The organism is Marinomonas ushuaiensis DSM 15871 (genome assembly GCF_000521805.1).
Classification (GTDB): Bacteria; Pseudomonadota; Gammaproteobacteria; order Pseudomonadales; family Marinomonadaceae; genus Marinomonas; species Marinomonas ushuaiensis.
On sequence record NZ_JAMB01000004.1, the window covers coordinates 25,781 to 49,413 of the forward strand.

The window sequence follows — 23,633 nt, forward strand, 5'->3', positions numbered from 1 at the left end:
CTTCACGCTGTTAAAGCGTGAAGTATTTTTTTGTCTATTCGGTATGTGATAGCAGGTATTTAGCGAGATTTGACTTTTGGCTTACGGCGTTTGGCTGTGTTGCCATTTGTTGGTGTACCTGATGCTCGACCAGTTGCTGTTGTTGTGCTGTTGTTTCTTTTTGCTCGTGTTTTTTCGTTAGTCGCATTTTTCGCCATCGTTGGACGATTCGATGTATGGGAAGCGCCTGTAGCTTGTCCCGGTTTAGCATTTTTAGGGCGGCGAGGCGTTTGAATATCTTTGTCAGCGGATGGCACCAATTTATTCTCACCATTACCAATCAAATCAGGGCGACCCATTTGAATAAGCGTATTACGCAAGTCTTGCCAGTTATTTGAATCGTGATAGCGCAAGAAGCTTTTCTGCATGACACGTTGCTTGGCGTCTTTTGGCGTATACACGTCTTCACTCTTATAAGTCACAGGTTTCAGTGGGTTTTTGCCAGAGTGATACATGGCCGTTGCCAGTGACATAGGTGACGGATAAAAGGTTTGTACCTGATCAGGTTTAAAGTCGTTGGTTTTCAACCAAAGCGCCAAATTCATCATGTCTTCATCTGAGCTGCCAGGGTGAGCGGCGATGAAGTACGGAATCAAATGTTGTTTTTTGCCCGCTTGTTTCGAGTAAGTATCAAACATACGTTTGAAACGATCGTAGGTTCCCATGCCGGGTTTCATCATTTTCGACAAGGTGTCGTTTTCTGAATGCTCAGGCGCAATTTTTAACAAACCGCCAACATGATGGGTCACCAATTCACGAACGTATTCTGGGTCTTCCACCGCGAGGTCATAACGCAAGCCAGAGGCAATAGATACGGTATGAATGCCTTCTACCGCTCGTGTTTTACGGTATAGCTGAGTTGTCGGGCTATGATCTGTGTTTAAGTTTGAGCAAATAGTTGGGTATACACAGGATAGCTTACGGCATGAGGCTTGAACTTCATCATCATTACAATTCAATGTGTACATGTTTGATGTCGGTCCACCAAGGTCAGAAATATGACCTGTGAAACCGGGCACTTTGGCTTTTATATCTTCAATTTCATTCAGAATAGATTCATGTGAACGAGATTGAATGACACGACCTTCATGCTCTGTGATCGAGCAAAAAGTACAGCCACCAAAACAACCACGCATGATATTGATTGATGTCTTGATCATGTCATAAGCTGGAATACGTGCTTTTTTGTATTTCGGGTGTGGCACTCGGGCATAAGGTAAATCAAACACACCATCCATCTCAGGTGTTTCCAATGGAATTGGTGGTGGATTTACCCATATTTCTTTTTTACCGTGTTTTTGAATCAAAGCACGAGCGTTATGTGGGTTTGATTCAAGATGTAAAATACGTGAAGTGTGGGCGTATAAAACAGGATCTTTTGATACTTTCTCAAAAGAGGGAAGACGAATGTAAGTTTTTTCTGGGTCAAGCTTTTCGCCGCGACGTAAAGGCGCAGGAATAACGCGAATTGGCATCACATCGGATTCTTCTTCACCATCTTTGGTTTGGCATTTACCTTCAGGAATGTATTCGTAAGGGCTGTAAATTTGGTCTACTTTTCCCGGCCAATCAACACGTGTTGAATCGATTTCGGTATAACCGCCCGGTGGTGTGTTTCTGATAATGGTCGTGCCGCGAATGTTCGTTAATTCGTCCAGCGTTTTTCCCATCGCCATTTCGTGAGTGACTTCAATAATGGCGCGTTCAGCGTTGCCATAAAGTAGAATGTCGGCAGTAGAATCAACCAGAACTGAACGACGAACTTCATCACTCCAGTAATCGTATTGAGCAATACGACGAAGGCTGGCTTCGATACCACCAATCATCACAGGAATATCATGGAAGGCTTCTTTACAGCGCTGAGAGTAAACAATAACAGCACGGTCTGGGCGTTTTCCGCCAACACCATAAGGTGTATAAGCGTCATCATTACGTACTTTTAAATCAGCAGTGTAACGATTAATTAGAGAGTCCATATTACCGGCGGTTACACCGAAGTACAGATTAGGGCGACCAAGACGCATAAAATCGTCTGTGTTTCGCCAATCAGGTTGATCGATAATTCCCACTCGATAACCTTGCGCTTCTAATAAGCGACCTAATACCGCCATACCAAAACTTGGGTGGTCTACATAAGCATCGCCCGAAACAATAATGACATCACAACTATCCCAGCCAAGCGCGTCCATTTCTTCCCGAGTGGTTGGGAGGAAGGGTGAAACACCATAACATTCAGCCCAATATAATGGATATGAAAAGAGCTGTTTGGCGGTTTTATGTCGTTTGATCATTGTCTACTCTTGGTATCGTTATCACCACTGAATGAATATAAACAGCAGATGATGGGGATACATGGTTTATCGATTAAAAATTGTGCCGTATTATCCCAGAAAAGCGTCTCGGTAGACAGTCTAATCTAGGGTTTGATATGCCAGATACTTTCTTCAAATAGTGTATGTCCGCGTTCTTTATATCTAGGCATGGTTTGTACTAAATTCTCAGAGGAAATTTTTTGTATTTTGTCTCCCCATAAAGATATTACAGCTTGCTCATCGATTGAAAATGGTGGCGTTTGATCATCGCCATCATGTTGCAGCGAAATTAATAGCACAGTAGCCGATGGTGTTAAGCGTTCTAGAGTGTGAGATACATAATTTGCGCGTTTAGAATTCGGCATAGCCACCATGGCTGCTCTATCATAACAAGCATCAAAGTTGTTTTCGGTGAATTGAAAGTAATCGCCTTCAACAATGCGAAGCGATAAATCCTGAACAGTATGGATTTTCAATTCGCCTTCTTGATAGGTGTCGTAAGCTAAGTCGTTATCACTTAAGAATTGAATAACGGCTAAAGAAGAGAGTTCAATGCCAGTTACTTGATAGCCTTGCTCGGCTAACCAAATCATATCGTTTGATTTTCCGCAGAGAGGAACAAGTACACGGCTGTTTTTTGGCAGAGTGGGCCAGAACTCAACAAGTTTTGGATCGACGCCTTCTTGATGAAAACCAATTCGCCCTGTTTGCCATCGATCTAACCAAAATTCATTTGTAATCACAGTAACCTCATATATGAAAATAAGTGATGGAGTAAAGAGTCTTTTGATAAGACCCATCCCAGTATAGACTTAGATTAATATGTATTAAGTCATTTATAGACTATTTTTACACATCAATTACTTCATTTTAAGTGTGGTTTTATTATGTCTTTAGAAGAAGCGCCAGCTCATGTCCAATTAGCAGTTGATTTGATCGAGTTGCTAGAAGCCAATGAAATAGAGACGCACATTGCGATAGAAGCGTTGAAAATTGTGCTATCGGATTTTGAAGGGAAGTTGAACGATATAAAATAGAAAAGCCCGAATGTTTCCTAATGAAGAAAGCATCGGGCTTAGAGGTAACGTATTTAAAACGAATATTTAGATTTTAAATACATTCGCTTTTGTTTGATATTCTTGAGTAACAGAATGAATTTCTTCACTATTTTTCGTAAGTTCTTGCATCAGCTCAGCAAGTAATTGGATCGCTTGTGCGTTTTCGCTGACTCTACTACTAATAGAAGTCATTACTTGTTCTTGTTCCGCTGAATCTTCGGCGATGCTCTGGCTAGATTGCATAATACTGGCCACATCTTTCGCTCGTTTCATTAAGCCTTCAGAAATCTCTAACGTATGGTTTACATTAAGTGTGGTCCTTTCTTGGCCACAAGCCATCGACTCAACGGTTTTATTTACGCTTTCATTTAGGTTAATCAGTACCTTTTCAATGTCATCAGTTGAGTCGCTAGAACGTTTCGCTAATGTACGAACTTCATCTGCCACGACGGCAAAACCACGGCCTGTTTCACCCGCTCGTGCGGCTTCAATTGCAGCGTTTAGCGCAAGTAAGTTGGTTTGCTCTGAAATACTGCGAATCGATTGGAGTAATTGAGTAATCGCATCAACATCTGTTGTTAAAGCTTGCAGTGAATCGGAAACAGAAGAGGTGTCTTTTGCTAAAAGCTCCATGTCTTTCATGATGGTCAAGGCTTGTTCACTGTCTTGAATCGTATCTTGTTCTAAGATTCGAACAACATCGGCAGATTGTGTGCTTTTTTGTGATACTAATTGGATCGATTGAGACACTTGCTCAGAAGCAATAGCAGTGTCTTGAGAGCGATACTTACTTGCTTCAACACTAATATTTGCTTCTTTCGTTGTTGTTTGAATCTGATTGCTAGAATTGACTAAAACAGTAGCAATATTACGGTAATCAGAAAACAGCGTAGACAACTTGTCTAGCAAGCTATTAAGAGAGATTTCAGCATTTGATGTAGGGTTGTTTACTCGAATAGAAAGATCATTGTCTTTTGATATTTTCTCAATAGTATTGGCAATATTTATATTGGTTGATGTCTCTTTTTTCATCAAGAAAGCCATATAAATTAATGCTGCTGCTTCCGAAATAGCAAACACACAATGCACAATCATAACGCCCATATTATGGTGACCAGAAAATATCATAATTGGCATATCACCAATATGAACACCCGCCATTTGAACAAACATGAAGCCAATATGATAAAGCGCTGTCGTCACGAGTGCTGCAAGAATAGGCTGCCATTTTTGGTAAATTAGAAAAATAACCATCGAGGCGAAAATATGGAAATGCATTTCAATCATGCCTAGCTGACTTTGAATCAGAGAGGATGAAACCAGCATCATAAATACGCCGGCTAAAATAGAGAAAGCCAAAGTACCTTTGAATAGACTGTAAGCTATTTGGGTGATAACAACCAAAATGATGGCAGCAACGAGAGTAAAAGAAAATAAGTTAGCGCCAATCAATCCACTGATTAATAAAACAGGAGCTTGTGCCATTAAGAATCGATAAATAAAGGCATCGTTTTTAAGAGTGTTTTGTTGCTGAGCGGTCATTGTGAATCCAAGTTGAGTTATTAAAGTGTAAACACTAGCTTTTAGCCAAACCCTATTTTATAAAATATTTCATTGTATAATGTCTTATTTTTGTAAGGAGCTGTAGGGGTTTGTAATAGTTGTTCGATCGGTCAGGATTATATTGATTGATCATATATTAGCCAATAGTTATTTATAGAAAAAGACACTCAAAATGTGTAATAAAAAAGTTTTTCAACAGTAATGGGATAAATAATGACCTATATCATATTTTTTAGTTTGTAATCATTATCTTTAATAGTGGGTTTTGGTGCGTCATGGAAGGGAAAAAGATTACTTAACGATTAATCAAGTGGTTTTTGAGAAGTGAATAGTGCTTATAACAGTAAGGTATTAGAATGACAGAACATTTAATGGAAGAGCTTAACTTTGCAGACACTATCTCAACTTAATAATGGCGAATTAAAGGGTGTGGCACGACTTCAATTATCAGAAAGCCTAACGACTTTCCCAGTCGCTATTTTTGATCTTGCGGACTCGTTAGAAATTCTGGATTTATCAAATAATCAACTCAATGAATTACCAGACGACCTTTATCGCCTTATCAATCTTCGTATTATTTTTTGTTCAAATAATCTGTTTACTGAGTTGCCCAAGGTGTTAGGGCAGTGCCAAAAGCTTGAGATGATTGGTTTTAAATCCAACCAAATTCAGACGGTGTCTTCGGAGTCTTTGCCAACTTGGACGCGCTGGTTAATACTGACTGATAACCAAATAACGTCATTGCCAGAAGATTTCGGACGACTAACACGAGTGAAAAAACTTGCCTTAGCGGGAAACCGACTGACATCTTTACCTGATTCCATAAAGCAGTGCGAAAGCTTAGAACTTGTACGTCTTGCCGCGAATCAATTAACTTCCTTTCCAATGCAGATTTTAAACTTGCCTCGTTTGGCTTGGCTCGCGTTTTCAGGGAATCCATTTTGCGCCAGCCGAGACCCACATAATGAATTTAAAACAGTAGCCTTTCGCGATCTCGCTTTGCATCAAGTGTTGGGGCAGGGTGCCTCCGGTGTTATTTCTTTAGCAACTTGGAAGCATAGTGAATTCGATTTTCCTGAAGAGGTTGCTGTAAAGGTTTTCAAAGGCGAAGTCACCAGTGACGGTTATCCAGAAGATGAACTGGATGCTTGTTTAGCGGTTGGTCATCATGACAACTTAGTGACGCCATTAGCAAAATTAGAGGAGACAGATTGTTCTGCTTTGGTGATGGAATTAATTCCAGCCCATTATACTAATCTAGGAATGCCGCCGAGTTTGGTGTCTTGCACACGAGATACCTTTACGGATGGTTTGTCTTTTTCAATCGAAAAAATTGCTCATATTATTAAGCAAGTTGATGATTTGGTTGCACACTTTCGTCTGCGAAAAGTCAGTCACGGTGATTTGTACGCACACAATGTATTGATTAGTGAAGAAGGTCATGTTTTGTTCGGTGACTTCGGTGCGGCGTCAAAATATGAAAATCTATCAGTAGAGCAGCAACAAGGTATTGAGAAGATAGAGCAGAGGGCACTTGGTTTCTTTATTGGTGACATGCTGAGTTTATGCGAAGAAAAGGATAAAGAGAGTCCTGTTTATAAAGCCTTAGAGTCTCGTCGTCTAAATTAAAAGCCAGTTGAAAAGAAGCGGTTATATAGTGAGTTTTAAAAAAATGCCCGCTCTTCAAGAGAGGAGCGGGCATTTCCATTTTAAAACGCATTATCAAAAGATAAGGTTTATAAAGCTTTCGCGCTTTCAGTCAAGCGAATCGCTTGGTCGCATGCGTTTGCAAGCTCGGCACCTTTTTTAACGAAGTGACGGCTAAAATAATCTTTGTGCTCGTCATGTTCATGGAAGTTATGCGGAGTCAGCACAGCGGTTAAAACCGGTACTTCCGTTTCCAATTGAACTTGCATGAGTGCATTACAGACAGTTTGAGCAACAAAGTCGTGACGATAAATACCGCCATCCACAACCAATGCGCTGCCAGCAATCGCAGCGTATTTACCACTTTTTGCTAATAGCTTTGCTTGTAGAGGGATTTCATAAGCGCCGGGTACAGGGATAACATCAATCAATGATGCATCATAACCGCGAGAAACCAATTCAGCTTTAAAGCTGTTGACGCAATTTAAGACAATTTCTTCGTGCCAGGTAGCGTGAAGAATCGCGATGCGTTTTGTTGCTGGTGTGAAATCAATGTGATTCGTTGAGCTCTGATTCATTTTAAAATCCTATAAATATAAGGTGAATCAGGGCGAACGGACAGGCAAATACACCATATTTACATGGCATACCTATTATACAAAGGTGCATAAATACAACTTTGTTTGAGGTTTTGTCTGACACGCTCTCTATCATCCGGACTGTAACCGTCGGCTCTGGAATCACACCAGATCTGCTGACCCTAAAGGCACTTTAATATAAAAAGGCTTAAAGGCGCTCGCGGGCTTAAACTTTATCTATGTATTAATATACATAAAGAGAGTCTTTACCGCCGGTGGGGAATTTCACCCCGCCCCGAGAACGAAATCGGAATTATCCGATGCGGCGAATATACTTGCTTTTATAATTGGCTGTCAAAGTGTAATCAGTGTTGAAATGTGGTCTTTTTAAGGAAACCTTACAAATAGTAAACACAGTGAACATTTGAGTAACAAAAAGTAACCAATCGCACTGTTTTGGGTGTAGAGGATATAAATACGGCCGATATAGTATGGTGAAACTATATATGTTTGTTGAAATCATATTGTTCATCTAGAATTTTAATGTCGTTGGATTTAATAAGAATGGAGTCTCATATAATGCAGATTAAAACATTACCTTTAACAATCTTATTTTTAAAAAAATTACTTATCATTTCTTCTGTCGTGGTAATTACCGCCTGTAGTTCATCAAAGAAAGAGGATTTCTTTGATGAAAAAAATTACGAAATAGACGATGTCGTACAAACAAATTCAGCTGTTTATTCATGTGATAACCATCCTCTCGGTATTTTCTTTCACGCAGAACAAGCACAGATTAATTGGAAAGATAAAACCTACAAGCTCAATCATGCGGTAAGTGCATCAGGCGCTTTTTACCTTGGGGAAGGCATCTCTTTCTGGATTCATGATAACAAAGCTGAGTTAGCGCTAAATAATATGGATAAAACGGCCTGCCGTTTGATTCGCGTCGATTCTTAACCCATTTTCACCTGAACATATCTCACGTTAAATCTTGGTGTTTTCATCTCGTCGAACTGGTAATCCGTGTACAATAGCGCCATTCGCGTTGCATGACGCCAGACTTAATGTAGAGATAGAATGAGCAAGTTATTTGTAATGGGCATGGGGCCCGGTGATTTAGGCTTGGTTGCACCCAATGCAACCAAAGCATTAGCTGCCTGTACTGATTGGGTGGCGTATGGCTATTATTTAGAATTGCTAGGCGAATTGAGCGAAGGTAAAACCTTCCATGATTTACCGTTAGGCGAAGAAATTGGCCGAGCACGTTTGGCTTTGTCACTTGCGGCAGAAGGTAAAACAACTGCGCTTATTTCCAGTGGTGACATCGGAATTTATGCCATGGCGACCTTGGTGTTTGAATTGCTCGATTTACAGTTACAGGGTAAAGAAAACCATCCTGAATGGCTGGATGTTGATATTGAAGTGATTCCTGGTATTTCTGCAATGCAAGCGGGAGCCAGCCGAGTTGGTGCTATGCTAGGTCACGATTTCTGTACTATCTCTCTGTCTGATTTATTAACCCCTTGGGAAACCATCGACAAACGTTTACATGCTTGTGGCGCAGGGGATTTTGTTGTGTCTTTTTATAATCCTGTTTCGAAAAAACGCGATTGGCAGCTGAATCACGCACGTGATGTCTTACTGCAATATCGTCCCGCTAGTACGCCAGTGATGATAGGTCGCCAACTGACGCGCCCAGAAGAAGAGATTACCTTCATCACATTGGGCGAATTAGACGCCAAAGACGTGGACATGTTTACCATGGTCAGCGTCGGTAATTCGGATACTAAACACATAGTGAATGGCGAGAAAGAGTGGATTTACACACCTCGCGGTTACTCTAAAAAGCTCTAATATCTTTTTAAAAACTCGAAGAGTGACAACAAATGACAGTTTATTTTATCGGCGCAGGTCCCGGTGACCCGGATTTGATGACAGTGAAAGCGGTCAAAACCATGGAACGTTGTCCTGTTGTTTTGTACGCAGGTTCTTTGATTCCAACGCAAGTCATCGACAGTGTTCGTGATTCAGCCGAAGGCATTTATGACACGGCAGAAATGAATCTAGACGAAACCACCGCCGTGATTGAAAAAGCCGCCAAAGAAGGTAAAGACGTTGCGCGTTTGCAATGTGGTGACCCTGCTTTGTATGGCGCCATTGGCGAACAAATTCGTCGCTTGGAAGCACTCGATATTGATTACGAAGTGATTCCCGGTGTGAGCGCGGTTGCTGCATCGGCGGCGATGTTGAAAAAAGAATTAACGCTGTCTGGCGTATCTCAAACCGTCATCATGACGCGTTACGAAGGCAAAACACCTTTCCCAGAAAGAGAGCGTTTACCTGCATTGGCACAAAGTGGCGCGACCTTAGCGATTCATCTTGGTGTCACACGTATTCATAAAATCGTCGAGGAATTGATTCCTCATTATGGCGAAGATTGTCCTGTCGCGGTGTGCTATCGCACTAGCTGGCCAGACCAAGATTACGTGGTTGGCACCTTGTCCGACATTGTCGTGAAAGTGCGTGAGAAAAAATTCACTCGCACCAGCTTGATTCTTGTCGGTAAAGTTTTAGACACTGAAGACTTTGATGATTCGTATTTATACGACAAAGGCCAAGCGCATATTTTTCGTCCAATCCATAATTTGAAAAACAAAAAGCCAAAAGAGCAGGATTAATCATGCAACTTAATAAAATTCCAACAACGATTGTCACAGGTTTTTTAGGCAGTGGTAAAACCACTTTATTGTCCAATGTATTGAAACAAGCGGCAGGCAAACGAATCGCCGTTATTGTTAATGAGTTTGGCGAACTGGATATCGATTCCGATTTGTTGCGTTCTTGTCCACTTGATTGCCCAGAAGGCGAAGAAGAAAGCGGACAACGCAGCGACGATGGCTTTTACGAATTAGCCAATGGTTGTATTTGCTGCACGGTAGAAGAAGAATTTTTACCTGTGATGGAACAACTTGTCGCGCGCCGTGGCGATATCGATCACATATTAATTGAAACCAGCGGATTGGCCTTACCAAAACCTTTGGTACAAGCCTTTAACTGGCCGGGTATCAAAGAACATTGCACCGTCGACGCTGTCATTACCGTAGTTGATGGTGCGGCTGTTGCCGCCGGTCGTTTTGCCCATGATGAAGACAAGGTTCAAGACCAACGCCAAGCAGACGAAAGCCTTGATCACGACCCAAGCCTACAAGAATTATTAGATGATCAGCTCAGCGCAGCGGATCTAGTCGTTGTCAGTAAAAACGATTTACTCGACGAAGACGCTCGTGCTCGGGTACAAAAAATCATCGCCCATAAAGTGCCAAACACCGTAAAAACGGTCTATATCGAAAACGGTGAAGCGGCGTTAGACGTTTTGCTTGGCATTGATGCCGCGTCAGAAGCGCATATTGATCATGTCCATAATCATCACGACCATCATCATGCACACGGCGCACATCACGATCACGCCCATGATCACTTTGATTCCTTCGTCATTACCTTAGGCGAAGTGCAATCTGACTTGTTGCAAGAAACCCTAACTCAGCTGGTGGAAGAAAATAATATCTTCCGCGTAAAAGGCTTTGCTGCCGTTCATGGCAAACCAATGCGCCAAGTATTTCAAGTGGTTGGCACGCGTTTAGATCGCTACTTTGACCGTCTATGGCAACCAGAAGAAGCTCGTAAAACGCAATTAGTCTTCATTGGTAAAGGCATCAAAAAAGAAGAAATTGAAAACATTCTATATGATGCGTTAAGCGCGTAAGAAAGAGTCGAAATATGCATTTATTGGCGGCCAAACCGGGTGGATTCGTAGACGATGAAGGCATTGTCGATCTCGGGCAATCACCAGCGAATTTGGTGATATTGGCCGCGGCCGATTCTGTTTTAGGCGCGCTAGGCAATGCGCTTGATCAGGTCGTGAAAAATGTTTCAGAAGACGTCTTTCCGACTGTTCGCCTTGCGAATTGGATGCAGCTGGTGAAACCTGCCGCTTATGATTTGTACGAGCATAAAGTGTTGGAACACGCGACTGTCGTCGTGGTTTCCTTGTTAGGCGGCGAGCATTATTGGTCCTACGGGTTTCAACAGTTACAAGTCTGGGCGAAAGCCAAACCCAATCGCACCTTGATTGTGGTTCCCGGTGATGACACGCCAGATCCTGCCTTAATGGCGGCGTCTAATACCGAGATGGAAAACGCCCATCGAGTATGGCGTTACCTTCGAGAAAGTGGACAAGACAACAGCGAACAGCTTTTCCATTTCCTTGCGAGTCAATACTTTCGTCTAAGCACAGAATGGCGAGAGCCAGCACCTTTACCATCAGCTCTGATTTACCATAACGGCAAAGCCTCCAGCTTGATTGAATGGCAAAGCCATTATGAAGCCGCCTTATTGACTCATCCTGTTGTGCTGGTGGTGTTTTATCGCTCCCATTTGCAAAGTGGCAACACGACAATGTTTGATGATTTGTTGTCGATCATTGAAGAAGAAGGCATGTTGCCGCTGGCGATTGCGGTCAGCTCGCTAAAAGACCAGGTCTCTGTTGAACTGGTCGAAACTCTTGCAGAACAAACCCAAGCCAAGGTCATTTTAAACACCACAGGTTTTGCCGCGAATCGTGTTGGCAGTCCAGATTTGGCGTCCGAACCAACCGATTTTCAATCGGCGTTTAACTTATCCATTCCTGTGTTGCAGCTTATTTTATCGGGCAGTACGCAAGACGATTGGGAAAACCAAACACAAGGTTTGCGCAGTCGTGATGTTGCTATGCAAATCGTCTTGCCCGAAATGGATGGCCGTATTATTACCCGCGCCGTCAGCTTTAAGGCCTTGAGCCACTACAATGACGCAGCGCAAATCGATTTGATTCGTTATGAACTTCACCCAGAGCGAGCGCGTTTTGTGGCGCAACTCGCCAACCGTTATGCAAACTTAGCGAACAAACCCAATGCCGAAAAACGCATCGCGTTTGTCTTGGCGAATTACCCAACCAAAGACGGACGCATTGGCAATGGCGTGGGTTTAGACACGCCAGCATCGACAATTAACTTGCTCAAGGCCTTAGAAGGCGCGGGTTATCCAATCGCTAATGTGCCAGATCACGGCAACGCCTTGATTGAGGAATTGCTTGGCGCGGTAACGAACAATCCAAACACCTTGCACGAACGCGGTTGCTGGCAGAGTTTGGCGTTGGAAGATTACCTTCATTATTTTTACCAGTTGCCTTTAGAAAGCCAAAACGCCGTTTGGGATCGTTGGGGGCCACCAGAAGACGACCATAAATGCCGCGAACAAAACGGCGAACGTCGCATTATGTTAGCCGGCATTCGCCTTGGTGAAACCTTTGTTGGTATTCAACCAGCGCGCGGCTTTAACCTTGATTTACTCGCCAACTATCACGACCCAGATTTGATTCCGCCGCACAGTTACTTGGCGTTTTATTTCTGGCTTCGTCATGTTTATAAAGTGGACGCCTTTGTTCATGTTGGCAAACATGGCAACTTGGAATGGTTGCCGGGCAAAGGCACCGCGTTATCTGATCAATGTTGGCCAGACATCGCGCTTGGCCCCATGCCGAATTTTTACCCTTTCATCGTCAATGATCCGGGCGAGGGCGCGCAAGCCAAACGCCGAACCCAAGCCACGATTATTGATCATTTAATGCCACCTATGACACGCGCTGAAACCTACGGCGAGATGGCGGAATTAGAAAACTTAGTAGACGAATATTACCAAGCCATGGGAATGGATATTCGTCGAGAAACCTGGCTGCGCGAACAGATATTAGAAAAAGTCCAAAGCTCTCATTTATTAGAAGAGTTGTCAGGAATCGAAACCACTGGCGATAAAAACAGCGATGACGATTCCGTATTGGAAGGCTTAGATACCTATTTATGTGAGATAAAAGAATCACAAATTCGTCATGGTTTACATCGCCTTGGCGAGTTACCAGAAGACGACAAACTCGCCGATACGCTGGTGGCGTTATTGCGATTACCGCGAGGAAACGAAACAACCAGCCAAGGCATTCTTCATGCCTTAGTCAAAGATTTTGAGCTTAAAGACGTTGAGTTGGACGGTTCAGCACTGAAAAGTGAAAACGATTTCGATCCAATGCAAAGCCTTCGCACACCTTGGCTTGCTAAAAAACCAGATGAATTGTTGGCGATCAGCGACGAAGCATGGCGAACCCACGCCGACACCAAAGAGCGACTGGAATTGTTTGCCAAGCAATTGGTACTGAGTTATTTAATTCAAAATAATTCTACTGTGGACTTAATGGGCCCTTATCCACAAACGGCGATACTGTTATCGCACAGTAAAAAAACACTCATGCGCGCCTTAGAACAAAGCGCACAAGACGAAATTCAAGCCTTGTTAATGGGATTAGAAGGCGGCTTTATTCCACCGGGGCCAAGTGGCGCGCCAACACGAGGGCGCCTCGATACCTTGCCAACAGGACGTAATTTCTTCTCGGTTGATAATCGTGCGATTCCATCACCAGCCGCGTGGGCGATTGGACAGCAATCCGCAGAAGCCTTGGTGCAACGACATTTACAAGAACACGGCGATTACCCGAAAGACTTAGGTTTGTCCGTTTGGGGAACCGCGACCATGCGAACCGGCGGCGACGATATTGCCCAAGCCTTCTCGCTCATGGGGGTTCGTCCTATTTGGGCAGCGGGATCAAACCGCGTCACCGATTTTGAAATCTTGTCATGCATGCAACTGGGTCGTCCTCGGGTGGATGTTACTCTGCGCGTGTCTGGCTTTTTCCGTGATGCTTTCGCCAACGTCATGCGACTTTACGATGCGGCGGTTCAAGCCATTGCCGACTTTGAAGAACCGGGCACAGGCAATACCATTCGAGCCAATGTGCAAGCACGCAAACAAACCTTGCTTGACCAAGGCATGGACGAAGACTTGGCTAATCGCCAAGCGACCTATCGAGTCTTTGGCAGCAAACCCGGCGCGTACGGAGCAGGTTTACAAGGCTTAATCGACGAACGCTGTTGGGACACCAAAGCCGACTTAGCGGAAGCTTACGTAAATTGGGGCGGTTACGCCTACGATGGTAATACGTACAACAAAGAGCAAGATGGTGTCGAAGCGAAATCCGCCTTTGTTGAACGCTTGTCTCAACTCGACGCCGTGGTGCAAAACCAAGACAACCGCGAACACGATATTTTAGATTCCGACGATTATTATCAATTCCAAGGCGGCATGACCAACGCCGTGACAGAGTTTAAAGGCCAAGCGCCCAGCGTCTATCACAACGACCACTCGAACCCGAGCTCGCCGAAGATACGCACGTTACAAGAAGAATTGAACAGAGTGGTGCGCTCGCGAGTATTGAACCCGAAATGGATCGACGCCATGCAAACACATGGCTACAAAGGCGCGTTTGAAATGACAGCCACGGTAGACTATTTGTTTGCCTACGATGCGACGACCGATTTGGTGTCCGATTACCAATACGAAATGGTCACCGACCGTTTGTTACTCGATCCAGACAACCAAGCCTTTATGCGCGATAATAACCCTCACGCATTAGAAGAAATGGGCGAACGCTTATTAGAAGCGATTCAGCGCGGCATGTGGCAAAATGCCGAACAACATCGCCAACAAATACAGTCTTTGTTGCTTGATTTAGATCAGCAACAGGAACAAGAAGATAAACGCCAGTAACCTTGGGCAGAGCGTTACTGGTACCCTTACAAGCGTTAGAGTCAACAAAGAGAGAGGCAATGAGCAAGATAATGAGCAATACAGAATCAGTGAAAAAACAGGGCATCATGATTTGTGGCCACGGCAGTCGTGATAAAGACGCAGAACGTGAATTCGGCTTGGTCGCAAAAGGTCTAAGAGAGCGCTTTCCTCACTTACCTGTTGAATACGGTTTTCTAGAATTTTCCGCACCTAACATTCACATGGGATTGAACAGCTTATTGTCCCAAGGTGTAGAAGAAATTTACGCCGTACCGGGAATGTTATTCGCTGCAACCCATGCGAAAAATGACATTCCTTCTGTATTGACCACGTACGAAGAAAAAAACGAAGGCTTGCACATCACCTATGGTCGTGAACTTGGCTTACAAGACGACATGATCGAAGCCTTCCAAGCGCGCATTTATGAATCCCTTGGACTTGATCCACAAAACCCACCAGAAAACCTATACGACACATTATTGGTGGTTGTTGGTCGTGGCACATCAGACACAGGCGCCAACGCCGAAGCCGCTAAACTGACGCGAATCGTCAATGAAAACATGGGCTTTGGTTGGGCAGACACGGTTTACTCTGGCGTCACTTATCCATCGGTTGGTGTTGGCTTAGAAAACCTAATGAAGCTTGGCTACAAACGCATCGTCGTCGCGCCTTACTTCTTATTCACAGGGCGATTAATCAAACGCATCCAAGGCTACGTAGACAAAGTGGCTCAAGCCAACCCAGCGATTGAATTTATCCAAACGCCTTACCTCAGCGACCACCCAAGAGTCATCGACGCCTTCCAAAACCGCGTCGAAGAAATCATGAAATCAGAACTACCAACAGGCGAAGAAAGCCTAATGAACTCCTTCAAACGCCGCCTAGCCGCAGGCGAAGTAGACATTCATCATCACCATGCTGAATTCGTTGATCCACAAGACGACACACAAGGCTTATCCGACTTCGACGTGAAACACGCCACCTTCGCAGCAACGGACAACAAACCATCGTCTGTACTGACACCACAAGCGCATTCACATTCTCACGGACATGATCATAGCCATGACCATTCGCACGGTCACAGTCATTCTCATGACCACAGCCACGGACATTCCCACGGCATCTACAAACACATCGGCCACCCAATGGGACCAAGAACCATGATAGGAGAAGGCATCTGCTGCTGCTTCATGGGACAATTCACCGATGAAATCCTAGAAGAAGAAAAAGACAAAATAGACGGCGACTGCACGAAAACGGCCTTTGCCCACAAGTAGACTTTTGTGACATAAAAACTAAAATGCCTAGCAGCTTGCTGGGCATTTTTTTGTCTTCAAATTGTAGGCCGTGATTTATCGCGACAAGGGTTGTCACTAGTTCCTTCCCCTTTGTCTTGGAAGGGGAAGACGGAAGATGGGGTTATATCTGGCTCTTGTAGGGGCGATTAGCGAAGCGTAATCTACCATTTGAAACCCTGATAAGAGTGTTTCTTTATCGCTTTGCAATTGTTTCCTCTTGGACTGTTTTTATAGGCATATAATGTATATAAAATTAACTTCTTGTATCCTGTAGTGATGGTTCAAGAGGTCATTGAAAGGTCAAAAATCAAAAAATGAAAGAGGAAGAATGCTTAATTATCTAAAGTGCGCCTTTACGTTGTGTTGTATCTTTGTGTGTTTACCGCTTAGTGCGAAGTTGATCACGATTACTGAAAAGCAATATCAGAGCGGTGGTTATCTTGTTGTTCAAGCGGCGCCTTATTCAATGGTTGAGTTCCTCGATACTTCTTATACGTTAGATGCAAAAGGTTATCTTTCCATTGGTTTGAGCCGAGAAGTCTCAGGAAACAAGCGTATTTCCATTACTTCGCCTTCTGGTGAGGTTGAACGCAAGACACTTCGTATTACACCACGAAAATATAAGGTGCAAAGAGTCAACGGTGTTCCTACTTCTCGTGTGACGCCACCTGCAGAGGTGGTAAAACGTATTCAGGCAGAAGCGAAAAAAGTACGAGATGTGCGCGCTAAGATTGGTGATTATGATTATTGGCGAACCGATGTGTTTCAGTGGCCAGTACAAGGTCGGATTACTGGTGTGTATGGCAGTGAGCGCTTTTATAATGGCAAAGCGGGCAGTCCACATTGGGGAATTGATATCGCTGCACCGAAAGGCGAGTCTGTTTATGCGCCAGCAGGCGGCAAGATTGTATTGGCGGAAGAGGATTTATATTACAGCGGCGGAACCATTATTTTAGATCATGGTGCTGGGGTCTTTAGTACTTTTTTGCACTTATCTAGTGTTGATGTAAAAGTGGGGCAGTTCGTAAAGAAAGGCGAGCATATTGCAGCTGTTGGCTCTACTGGTCGATCTACCGGTCCTCATCTTGATTGGCGAATGAATATTCGTGATGTCCGAGTAGACGCGGCTTTGTGGATCAAAGAGTAATTTCTAAGGATTAGAATGGATTATTAGTAAATCGAAAAAATCGGGGCAGAGTTAAATTCAAATCAACTCTGTTCCCAAACCTCACCTAAAACAAATCACTATGTGATCCAACCCTAGTAAGCTGCAATACATTCTTAAAAATTCACAATAAAAGATGAATTCTTTTTAAATCATGACTTGGCTTATTTTTAATAAGATCTTATTTGATATGATGTTGTTGCAAGTAAGCTAGTTACATACTATTAATTGCTGTCGATTAGGAGACGCAATTTGACCACGAATCCTTTTAAGCTTTCTCCAAAAGCATTGCGTAAAGTCGGTGGGATAAGCCAGTTATCTTATGGTATTCGAGTGTTTATCGCTTTGTGTGGTGCAATGGCATTGAGCTGGAGTATTGATCATATCGATTGGATTATTCCTCTTTTCTTGGGGGTTATTGCCAGTGCGTTAGCGGAAACGGAAGATGGGTGGAAAGGGCGGGTTCGCACCTTATTGATTACCTTGGTTCTGTTTATGATGACGGCTTTCGGTGTACAAGCTTTGATGCCGTATCCGTGGGCGTTTGGTAGCTGTCTTGCGGTTATGGCTTTTTCATTGACGATGGGTGGCGCTCTGGGTCGTCGTTATGCGGTGATTGCTCAGGCGACGCTCATTTTGTCTGTGTACACCATGATTGGCCTCAACCAATCAACTCATGAAATGCCAATCTGGTATGAGCCTGTTCTACTGACCTCTGGTGCGTTGTGGTACGGGATTTTGTCAGTGATTTGGGCGGCCTTTTTTGTTCATGTGACGTTACGTCAAGCATTGGCTTCTCTGTATATTGAAATTGGTTTGTACTTAAAACTTAAGTCTAAGTTTTTTCCACCGCCTTCTACTGCGGCCGTCGATACTTTACGTCTAGAATTGGCGCAGCAACATGGCCAAGTGGTAGTGGCGTTGAATAAAGTGCGCGAGATTTTAGTGAGCCGTATTGGTAGCAGTCCAGGTAATCCACGATTAGGCCGTTATATTCGTTTCTATTTTATCGCGCAAAGTATTCATGAGCGGGCGAGTTCTTCCCACTATAATTATTCCGATTTAGCAGACACTTTTTTTCACAGCGACATCTTGTTCCGCTTGCAGCGCCAGCTTTCAGAATCGGGCACAAGTTGTCGAAAAATAGGAGAAGCGATTCGGGGTGAACATTCGATTGATTTGCGCGACAGTGAAGAAGCGGTTGCCGGTGTTTTAAAGTCGATGGCGCATTTGGAAAGCGAAGCGCAACCCGTTCAGTGGCGCTTGTTCCGTTCTTTAAAACAGCTGACAGACAATGTACTTGAACTGCAAAAAGAGTTGGATAAGACACCCCAGCTAGAGGATGAATCTGTGACGGATGCTTCTCTTCAAATCCCTCAACCTAGAGTAACGTTACGTTCTATTTGGGGACAAATAACGGATCAGTTAACGTCTAAATCTCAAGTGTTTCGTCATGCCGTTCGTATGTCTATTGCACTGACATGCGGCTATGTCATCATCCAAAATATGAATATTAGTGTGGGTTATTGGGTGTTGTTAACGACTTTGTTCGTTTGTTTACCGACGTTTGGTTCCACTCGAAAACGACTTTATGAAAGGATTGCGGGAACCATAGTGGGTTTGGTTGCGGCTTGGTCTTTGATTACGTTATTCCCGATGGAGTCGGTTCAGCTTGTGTTGGCGGTCGTTGCTGGCGTGGTGTTTTTTATTACTCGTACCCATCGTTATGTGTTGGCGACGGCGGCGATTACGCTCATGGTTGTTTGTTGCTTTAATCAGGTATCGGATGGCTATAATGTGATTTTTCCGAGGCTCATTGATACCTTAATCGGCAGTACGATTTCTTGGCTGGCGGTGTTCTTTATTTTACCGGATTGGGCGTATCGACAATTGCCAATGACCTTTGCTGAAGGAATGCGACGCAGTGCGGAATATTTACGAGAGCTAATGCGCTTTTATCAAGAAGAAAACGTAGATGAACAGGTTTACCGGCATACTCGCCGTCGTGCTTACAATGCGGATGCTTTGTTAACGTCTACCTTGGTGAATATGCAACAAGAGCCGGGGCATTATCGAACAGACACGGAACTGTGGCAACGCTTGGTGATTCGTAGTCATACTTTGTTTAACTATATTGCGGCCTTTAGTGCGCATCGCGGCATGTTGATAGAGCAATCCAGTAATCAAGTACTGGCGGAGGCGAGTGATTATATTGTTGAGAGTTTACTTGAAGTGGCTGAGAGTCTTGAGCAACGGCATTCTGTGGCATTTAGCCTAGCGGAGTTTGAATTGTGGCAGAAAACACTGGAAGACTGTGCATCAGATGAAGACGAACGACGTTATTTTTTACAGTCTCAATTACAGTCTTTATTTGGGCAATTAAAAGAGATTCGACGCTTAACACATGAACTGCAAGTGCAGGTTCATGGCGATAAAGTAAAAGCATTAAACTAATTGGGAACGGTGTTTGGCTTAATCTTTTTTTTGAAAAAGAGTGAGCTCCTAGCTATAGGAAAAAACCATTTACCAACGAACAGAGTAACCACATAACAATAGCGTATGGCGCGCTGTTGGTGACTATGTCTTTGGTTGGTATTTGGTACCGACTTGTCATGAGTAAGCCTAAACCGGTTAAACCGCTGCTGCCTGCTGAAATGGCCCAAGCACTTAAAAATAAGAACCCCAGCTGAGTTGGGTCTGGATTTAAAGGCAGAAGCATTGGGCTGGCGATGGCAATACTGACAACAGGATGTACGCCAACAAGACCGATGATAATCATGCCAGCTAAAGTCAATGCAAATAACACTGGGCTGAAGGTGAAGTTATCTAAGTTGAAAAACTCTGGGTAACTCAGAATAATGGCACTGATACCATTTGAAAAAATCCCTGCGGCCAAAAATAAAGCAAACTGGCTGCCGATTTGTGGCAGTTTCTTATTTACAAAGTGCGTTAAGGTTTGTCGTCTTGAGGGTGTGCGCATCAGTGCAATAGACGCACTAGGCGCTAAGAGACAAATCAGCACCAGTATGCTGACATCCGGCCAAATAAAATGCAGCAATATAATTGCCAGCGCCATAAAAAGAGGAATAAATAGGCTTTCTCGTCTAATCGGGTAACCGAGAAAATCGCCTTTTGTGCGTTGGTAGGCTTCTACGCTGGAAAATACAATCGCGACGAAAGCCATCGCTATTCCTGGAATAAGTGTTTTCTGCCATTCCATGCCGGGAGCGTAAATTAAGGCTATGCCTGTCGCTACAAAGAAAGGTGACCACCACGCCGCTGCCGCAAAATTACGCGTTAAAATAAATTGCTGTATTGGGGTGAGTTTAAGAGCGCCTTTCATGCGATCTGCAAATACCATGATAACTGATAAATTAATCACAGCACCTAACAGATTAACACCGATAGCGGTGTTAAATATGGCACTTAAGCCTTTGGGTAGTGGTCTACTTTCATCTTTTGAACTGGTAAGATCCAAAAAAGACACGGCGACGAACATTGCCAGCATAGGCAAATTGACAGCAAAGACTTGTTGCCAAGACATCCACACGCCTTGAGTCGCTGCAAATAATAGTGCGGCGACGCCAATTCCCATTAGCCATGACACTTGGCGCTTCGCACTCGGTGCTAATGTATGCCACATGGCCGTATTTGCGAACCAAGCGAGTAAAGTCGGTATCAGTACAGAGGTGAATTGAGTGACTGAAAATAAGTAAAAAATCAATGTGCCGAGTACAAACCAACCAGTGTATTTCTTTAAAATGTCCACTACTTGAAAAAAATCCTTGTTTGAGGTCTGCTAATAAAAGCGAAAGCGATTCAGCTTTTATGTTTTAGATTCGCATAATAAGTGCAATTTCTATTGTTTATGTAAACGTTATGTCGATGAGGCTTTGAGCTAAGAATATTTTAATTTAGTCATCGTTTGGGTCTTTGGTAAAGGCTAGGCCTAGGCATCAGGTAGTTCTAGATGAAGGTTGTAAATGTTTATTGGATAGTAACTCTTTGACTATCATAGTCAGAGAAATAAGAAATGAAAACCTTCGTTTGGCTCTTAATAAAAATAACCCCATGATTTGATAAAATGATGGGGTTATTTTTTATAGTTTAAAACTGAGCGTTAGTGTTTTAAACCTTCACTACAAATTTTTCCATGGACTCCAATAAGGAGCGGTGTTGTAAAATACTTAAACATTCGTCTTCTTTTAGGTGGTTTAGCAAACCGTGAATGTCTTGGTTGTGGATAATCTGCCATTCTGCACAAATCCATGTTCGGCAAAATTCTTTTTGAGATTCTTCTTGTTTTGATGACGCTAAATTGGCGTCTGGTAGTTGCGCTAGATGCCAATAAAACAAATCTGGGTTAGAGGTAAGGCGTATCAAAGATGGTATTTCCACATCTGAAATAAGTGGTTTAAGAGCATTGTCGTGTTTATTGAGTGCAGTAATAATAGCATTTGTATGCTTTTCCTCTGGTGCTCTTAGTAAGCCTAGATAACGAATAATGTTGCCTCTGTTTTTACCACCACTTAGCCAAGACAAAGGAATAGAAAAGGTTAATCCAAAGGTAATAGGTAGAGACCAGTAGAAGAGTTCAGGACTTAGAAATAAAGCACTACTCGCCAAAGCTAAACCTAATGCTGTGTGGCTATAGTGGGCTCGACAGACGACTTTCCAAGAGTTAGCGCCATCATCACGAGATTGCGGTTTCCAGCCACTGTCACGGCCTCGTAGAATGTCGTAAACCACTTGGAATTGAGAGAACATAAGAATCGGAGCGTATAAAGCAGACAAAAGTGTTTCGACAATAATGCTTAATGTCAGCAATATCGGACCGCCAAATGCAAAGCAACGGCGAATATTTAATAGGGCCGCAAACCAGCCATAGAGTTTAGGCGCTAACACCAGAGACATAGACAACACAAATAAAGAGCGTGCTTTTTCGAAGTCGAATACTGGCCAAGTCGGAAAAAGAGAGGGGTTGGCGAAATATTCAGGGCGAACAAAATAAGCCTGTACTGCCAAAGCAAAGCCTACGGCTATCAATAAAAGCCAAAATATCGCGCTTAAATAAGACATAATGCCTGTGATTAAATGCAGTCTCGTAGCAAAATGAAAGCCCTTGGCAAATACGAAGGCTTTGTGTTGTAAGTTTCCCTGACACCAGCGTCTATCACGCACAATGACATCGATAAGTGACGGTGGCGCTTCTTCATAAGATGCCTGTAAATCCGTGTCAAATCGTACCCCCCAACCAGCACGTCGTAACAAAGCGGCTTCCATAAAGTCATGGCTCATTACATGACCACCAAAAGGTGCTTTACCTTCAAGAATTGGCAGACCACAAGCTTGAGAAAAGGCCTTGGTTCGAATGATGGCGTTGTGCCCCCAAAAATTTGAGGCACTGCCATGCCATGCCGCTAAACCCGAGGCGTAAACAGGGCCAAAACAATGATTAGCAAACTGCTGAATACGACCGTATAAAGTGTTTGCTCGAATCAATGTTGGCAAGGTTTGAATGAGACCAAGAGAAGGCTCTGCTTTCATTCTTCGAGTTAAGCTTTGGAAGCAATCAGCACTCATTAAGCTGTCTGCATCCAGAACAATCATGCATTCATACGCACCACCAAATCGAGTGACCCAATCGGCAATATTGCCTGCTTTACGTTCTTTGTTGTTGTTACGACGACGGTAATAAATTGGACAAATAGACTGGTCGTTATTTAGTAATGAGTTGAAGGCTTCTTCTTCGGCTATCCAAGCGTCGGCTTTATTCGTATCGCTGAGAATGAAGAAGGCAAACTTACCCGGTGCTTTTTTGGATATGTCTTCATGCATTGCTTGAATACTGGCGCGAATACGAAGCGGATCTTCATTATAAACAGGTAACAAAATGGCAGTAACATTTTCTACTTCTTGCTCTTTTCGACGACGAGAAAAAGGAGACAGCTGACTGAATAACCCTAAAGTTGCTTGAGAAAAAGCAAAAGAAATCCAGCTAAAGTTAATACAAAAAAGTAATAGAAATAACCACTGTAATCCAGCGATGCCATTGATACTAAGTACCAAATACATTTCAGTCGCGCCATACCAAGACAACGCGATAGTCATAAGGACAACAAATAATCGTGCTAAAAAAGTGGTTAGTGCAAAAGATTGAAACATGGTCCCAAGAGGTTTACTTGACTCATTCACTGCGTGACGAGGCATGTTAAGAGGGGACTCCTGCGGTAATGCGAGTTTCGCTTTAGTCAACATTG

At 43.4% G+C, this 23,633-nt stretch carries 16 protein-coding genes and 1 riboswitch; of the genes, 10 read left to right on the top strand and 6 right to left on the bottom strand.

What is annotated here, in order from left to right:
- Window positions 1-59 precede the first annotated feature (59 nt).
- Both MUS1_RS06000 and MUS1_RS06005 read right to left on the bottom strand, forming a co-directional pair.
- A complete protein-coding gene (locus tag MUS1_RS06000; RefSeq protein ID WP_036160207.1) occupies window positions 60-2,330 on the bottom strand; it encodes a YgiQ family radical SAM protein in 2,271 nt (756 codons plus the stop codon).
- Between the two features lie 125 nt (window positions 2,331-2,455).
- The gene (locus MUS1_RS06005) at window positions 2,456-3,094 is read right to left on the bottom strand and encodes a class I SAM-dependent methyltransferase (protein ID WP_036160208.1); all 639 of its coding nucleotides are present in this window, start codon (window positions 3,092-3,094) and stop codon (window positions 2,456-2,458) included.
- A 144-nt stretch (window positions 3,095-3,238) separates the two neighbouring features.
- Here MUS1_RS06005 and rsmS point away from each other — a divergent pair, with 144 nt between their 5' ends.
- Complete coding sequence (rsmS, locus tag MUS1_RS15870; protein WP_084035566.1) at window positions 3,239-3,388, top strand: pleiotropic regulatory protein RsmS; 150 nt, start codon at window positions 3,239-3,241, stop codon at window positions 3,386-3,388.
- A 66-nt stretch (window positions 3,389-3,454) separates the two neighbouring features.
- Here rsmS and MUS1_RS06010 read toward each other — a convergent pair whose 3' ends face one another.
- Complete coding sequence (locus tag MUS1_RS06010) at window positions 3,455-4,951, bottom strand: methyl-accepting chemotaxis protein (protein ID WP_051436134.1); 1,497 nt, start codon at window positions 4,949-4,951, stop codon at window positions 3,455-3,457.
- A 408-nt stretch (window positions 4,952-5,359) separates the two neighbouring features.
- Here MUS1_RS06010 and MUS1_RS06015 point away from each other — a divergent pair, with 408 nt between their 5' ends.
- Window positions 5,360-6,601, top strand: a complete 1,242-nt coding sequence (locus tag MUS1_RS06015; RefSeq protein ID WP_036160210.1) for a leucine-rich repeat-containing protein kinase family protein — start codon at window positions 5,360-5,362, stop codon at window positions 6,599-6,601.
- Between the two features lie 107 nt (window positions 6,602-6,708).
- Here the strand turns inward: MUS1_RS06015 and MUS1_RS06020 are convergent, their stop codons facing one another.
- Complete coding sequence (locus tag MUS1_RS06020; protein WP_051436135.1) at window positions 6,709-7,197, bottom strand: 6,7-dimethyl-8-ribityllumazine synthase; 489 nt, start codon at window positions 7,195-7,197, stop codon at window positions 6,709-6,711.
- Window positions 7,198-7,317: 120 nt separating this feature from the next.
- Window positions 7,318-7,504, bottom strand: a riboswitch (FMN riboswitch).
- A 272-nt stretch (window positions 7,505-7,776) separates the two neighbouring features.
- Here MUS1_RS06020 and MUS1_RS06025 point away from each other — a divergent pair.
- From MUS1_RS06025 to yccS, 8 genes are all read left to right on the top strand, one after another.
- Entirely contained in the window at window positions 7,777-8,157 is a 381-nt protein-coding gene (locus MUS1_RS06025; protein ID WP_036160213.1) for an MliC family protein, read from the top strand.
- Window positions 8,158-8,277: 120 nt separating this feature from the next.
- Entirely contained in the window at window positions 8,278-9,054 is a 777-nt protein-coding gene (gene cobJ / locus MUS1_RS06030) for a precorrin-3B C(17)-methyltransferase (RefSeq protein ID WP_036160215.1), read from the top strand.
- Between the two features lie 32 nt (window positions 9,055-9,086).
- Window positions 9,087-9,878 (top strand): precorrin-4 C(11)-methyltransferase, encoded by a 792-nt coding sequence (gene cobM / locus MUS1_RS06035; protein WP_036160217.1) that lies wholly within the window; start codon window positions 9,087-9,089, stop codon window positions 9,876-9,878.
- Between the two features lie 2 nt (window positions 9,879-9,880).
- The gene (gene cobW / locus MUS1_RS06040; RefSeq protein WP_036160218.1) at window positions 9,881-10,963 is read left to right on the top strand and encodes a cobalamin biosynthesis protein CobW; all 1,083 of its coding nucleotides are present in this window, start codon (window positions 9,881-9,883) and stop codon (window positions 10,961-10,963) included.
- 14 nt (window positions 10,964-10,977) lie between these two features.
- Window positions 10,978-14,889: a cobaltochelatase subunit CobN gene (gene cobN, locus MUS1_RS06045; protein WP_036160219.1), complete on the top strand. Its 3,912-nt coding sequence runs from the start codon at window positions 10,978-10,980 to the stop codon at window positions 14,887-14,889.
- Window positions 14,890-14,960: 71 nt separating this feature from the next.
- Entirely contained in the window at window positions 14,961-16,187 is a 1,227-nt protein-coding gene (locus MUS1_RS06050) for a sirohydrochlorin chelatase (RefSeq protein ID WP_036160220.1), read from the top strand.
- 349 nt (window positions 16,188-16,536) lie between these two features.
- The gene (locus tag MUS1_RS06055; protein ID WP_051436136.1) at window positions 16,537-17,355 is read left to right on the top strand and encodes a M23 family metallopeptidase; all 819 of its coding nucleotides are present in this window, start codon (window positions 16,537-16,539) and stop codon (window positions 17,353-17,355) included.
- A 270-nt stretch (window positions 17,356-17,625) separates the two neighbouring features.
- A complete protein-coding gene (yccS, locus tag MUS1_RS06060) occupies window positions 17,626-19,827 on the top strand; it encodes a YccS family putative transporter (RefSeq protein WP_036160221.1) in 2,202 nt (733 codons plus the stop codon).
- A gap of 52 nt (window positions 19,828-19,879) precedes the next feature.
- On the opposite strand, the gene MUS1_RS06065 is transcribed toward yccS, so the two are convergent.
- Both MUS1_RS06065 and mdoH read right to left on the bottom strand, forming a co-directional pair.
- Window positions 19,880-21,142: a hypothetical protein gene (locus tag MUS1_RS06065; RefSeq protein WP_036160222.1), complete on the bottom strand. Its 1,263-nt coding sequence runs from the start codon at window positions 21,140-21,142 to the stop codon at window positions 19,880-19,882.
- 359 nt (window positions 21,143-21,501) lie between these two features.
- On the bottom strand, window positions 21,502-23,631 hold the full coding sequence (gene mdoH / locus MUS1_RS06070) for a glucans biosynthesis glucosyltransferase MdoH (RefSeq protein ID WP_036160223.1): 2,130 nt from the start codon (window positions 23,629-23,631) through the stop codon (window positions 21,502-21,504).
- Between the last annotated feature and the right edge of the window lie 2 nt (window positions 23,632-23,633).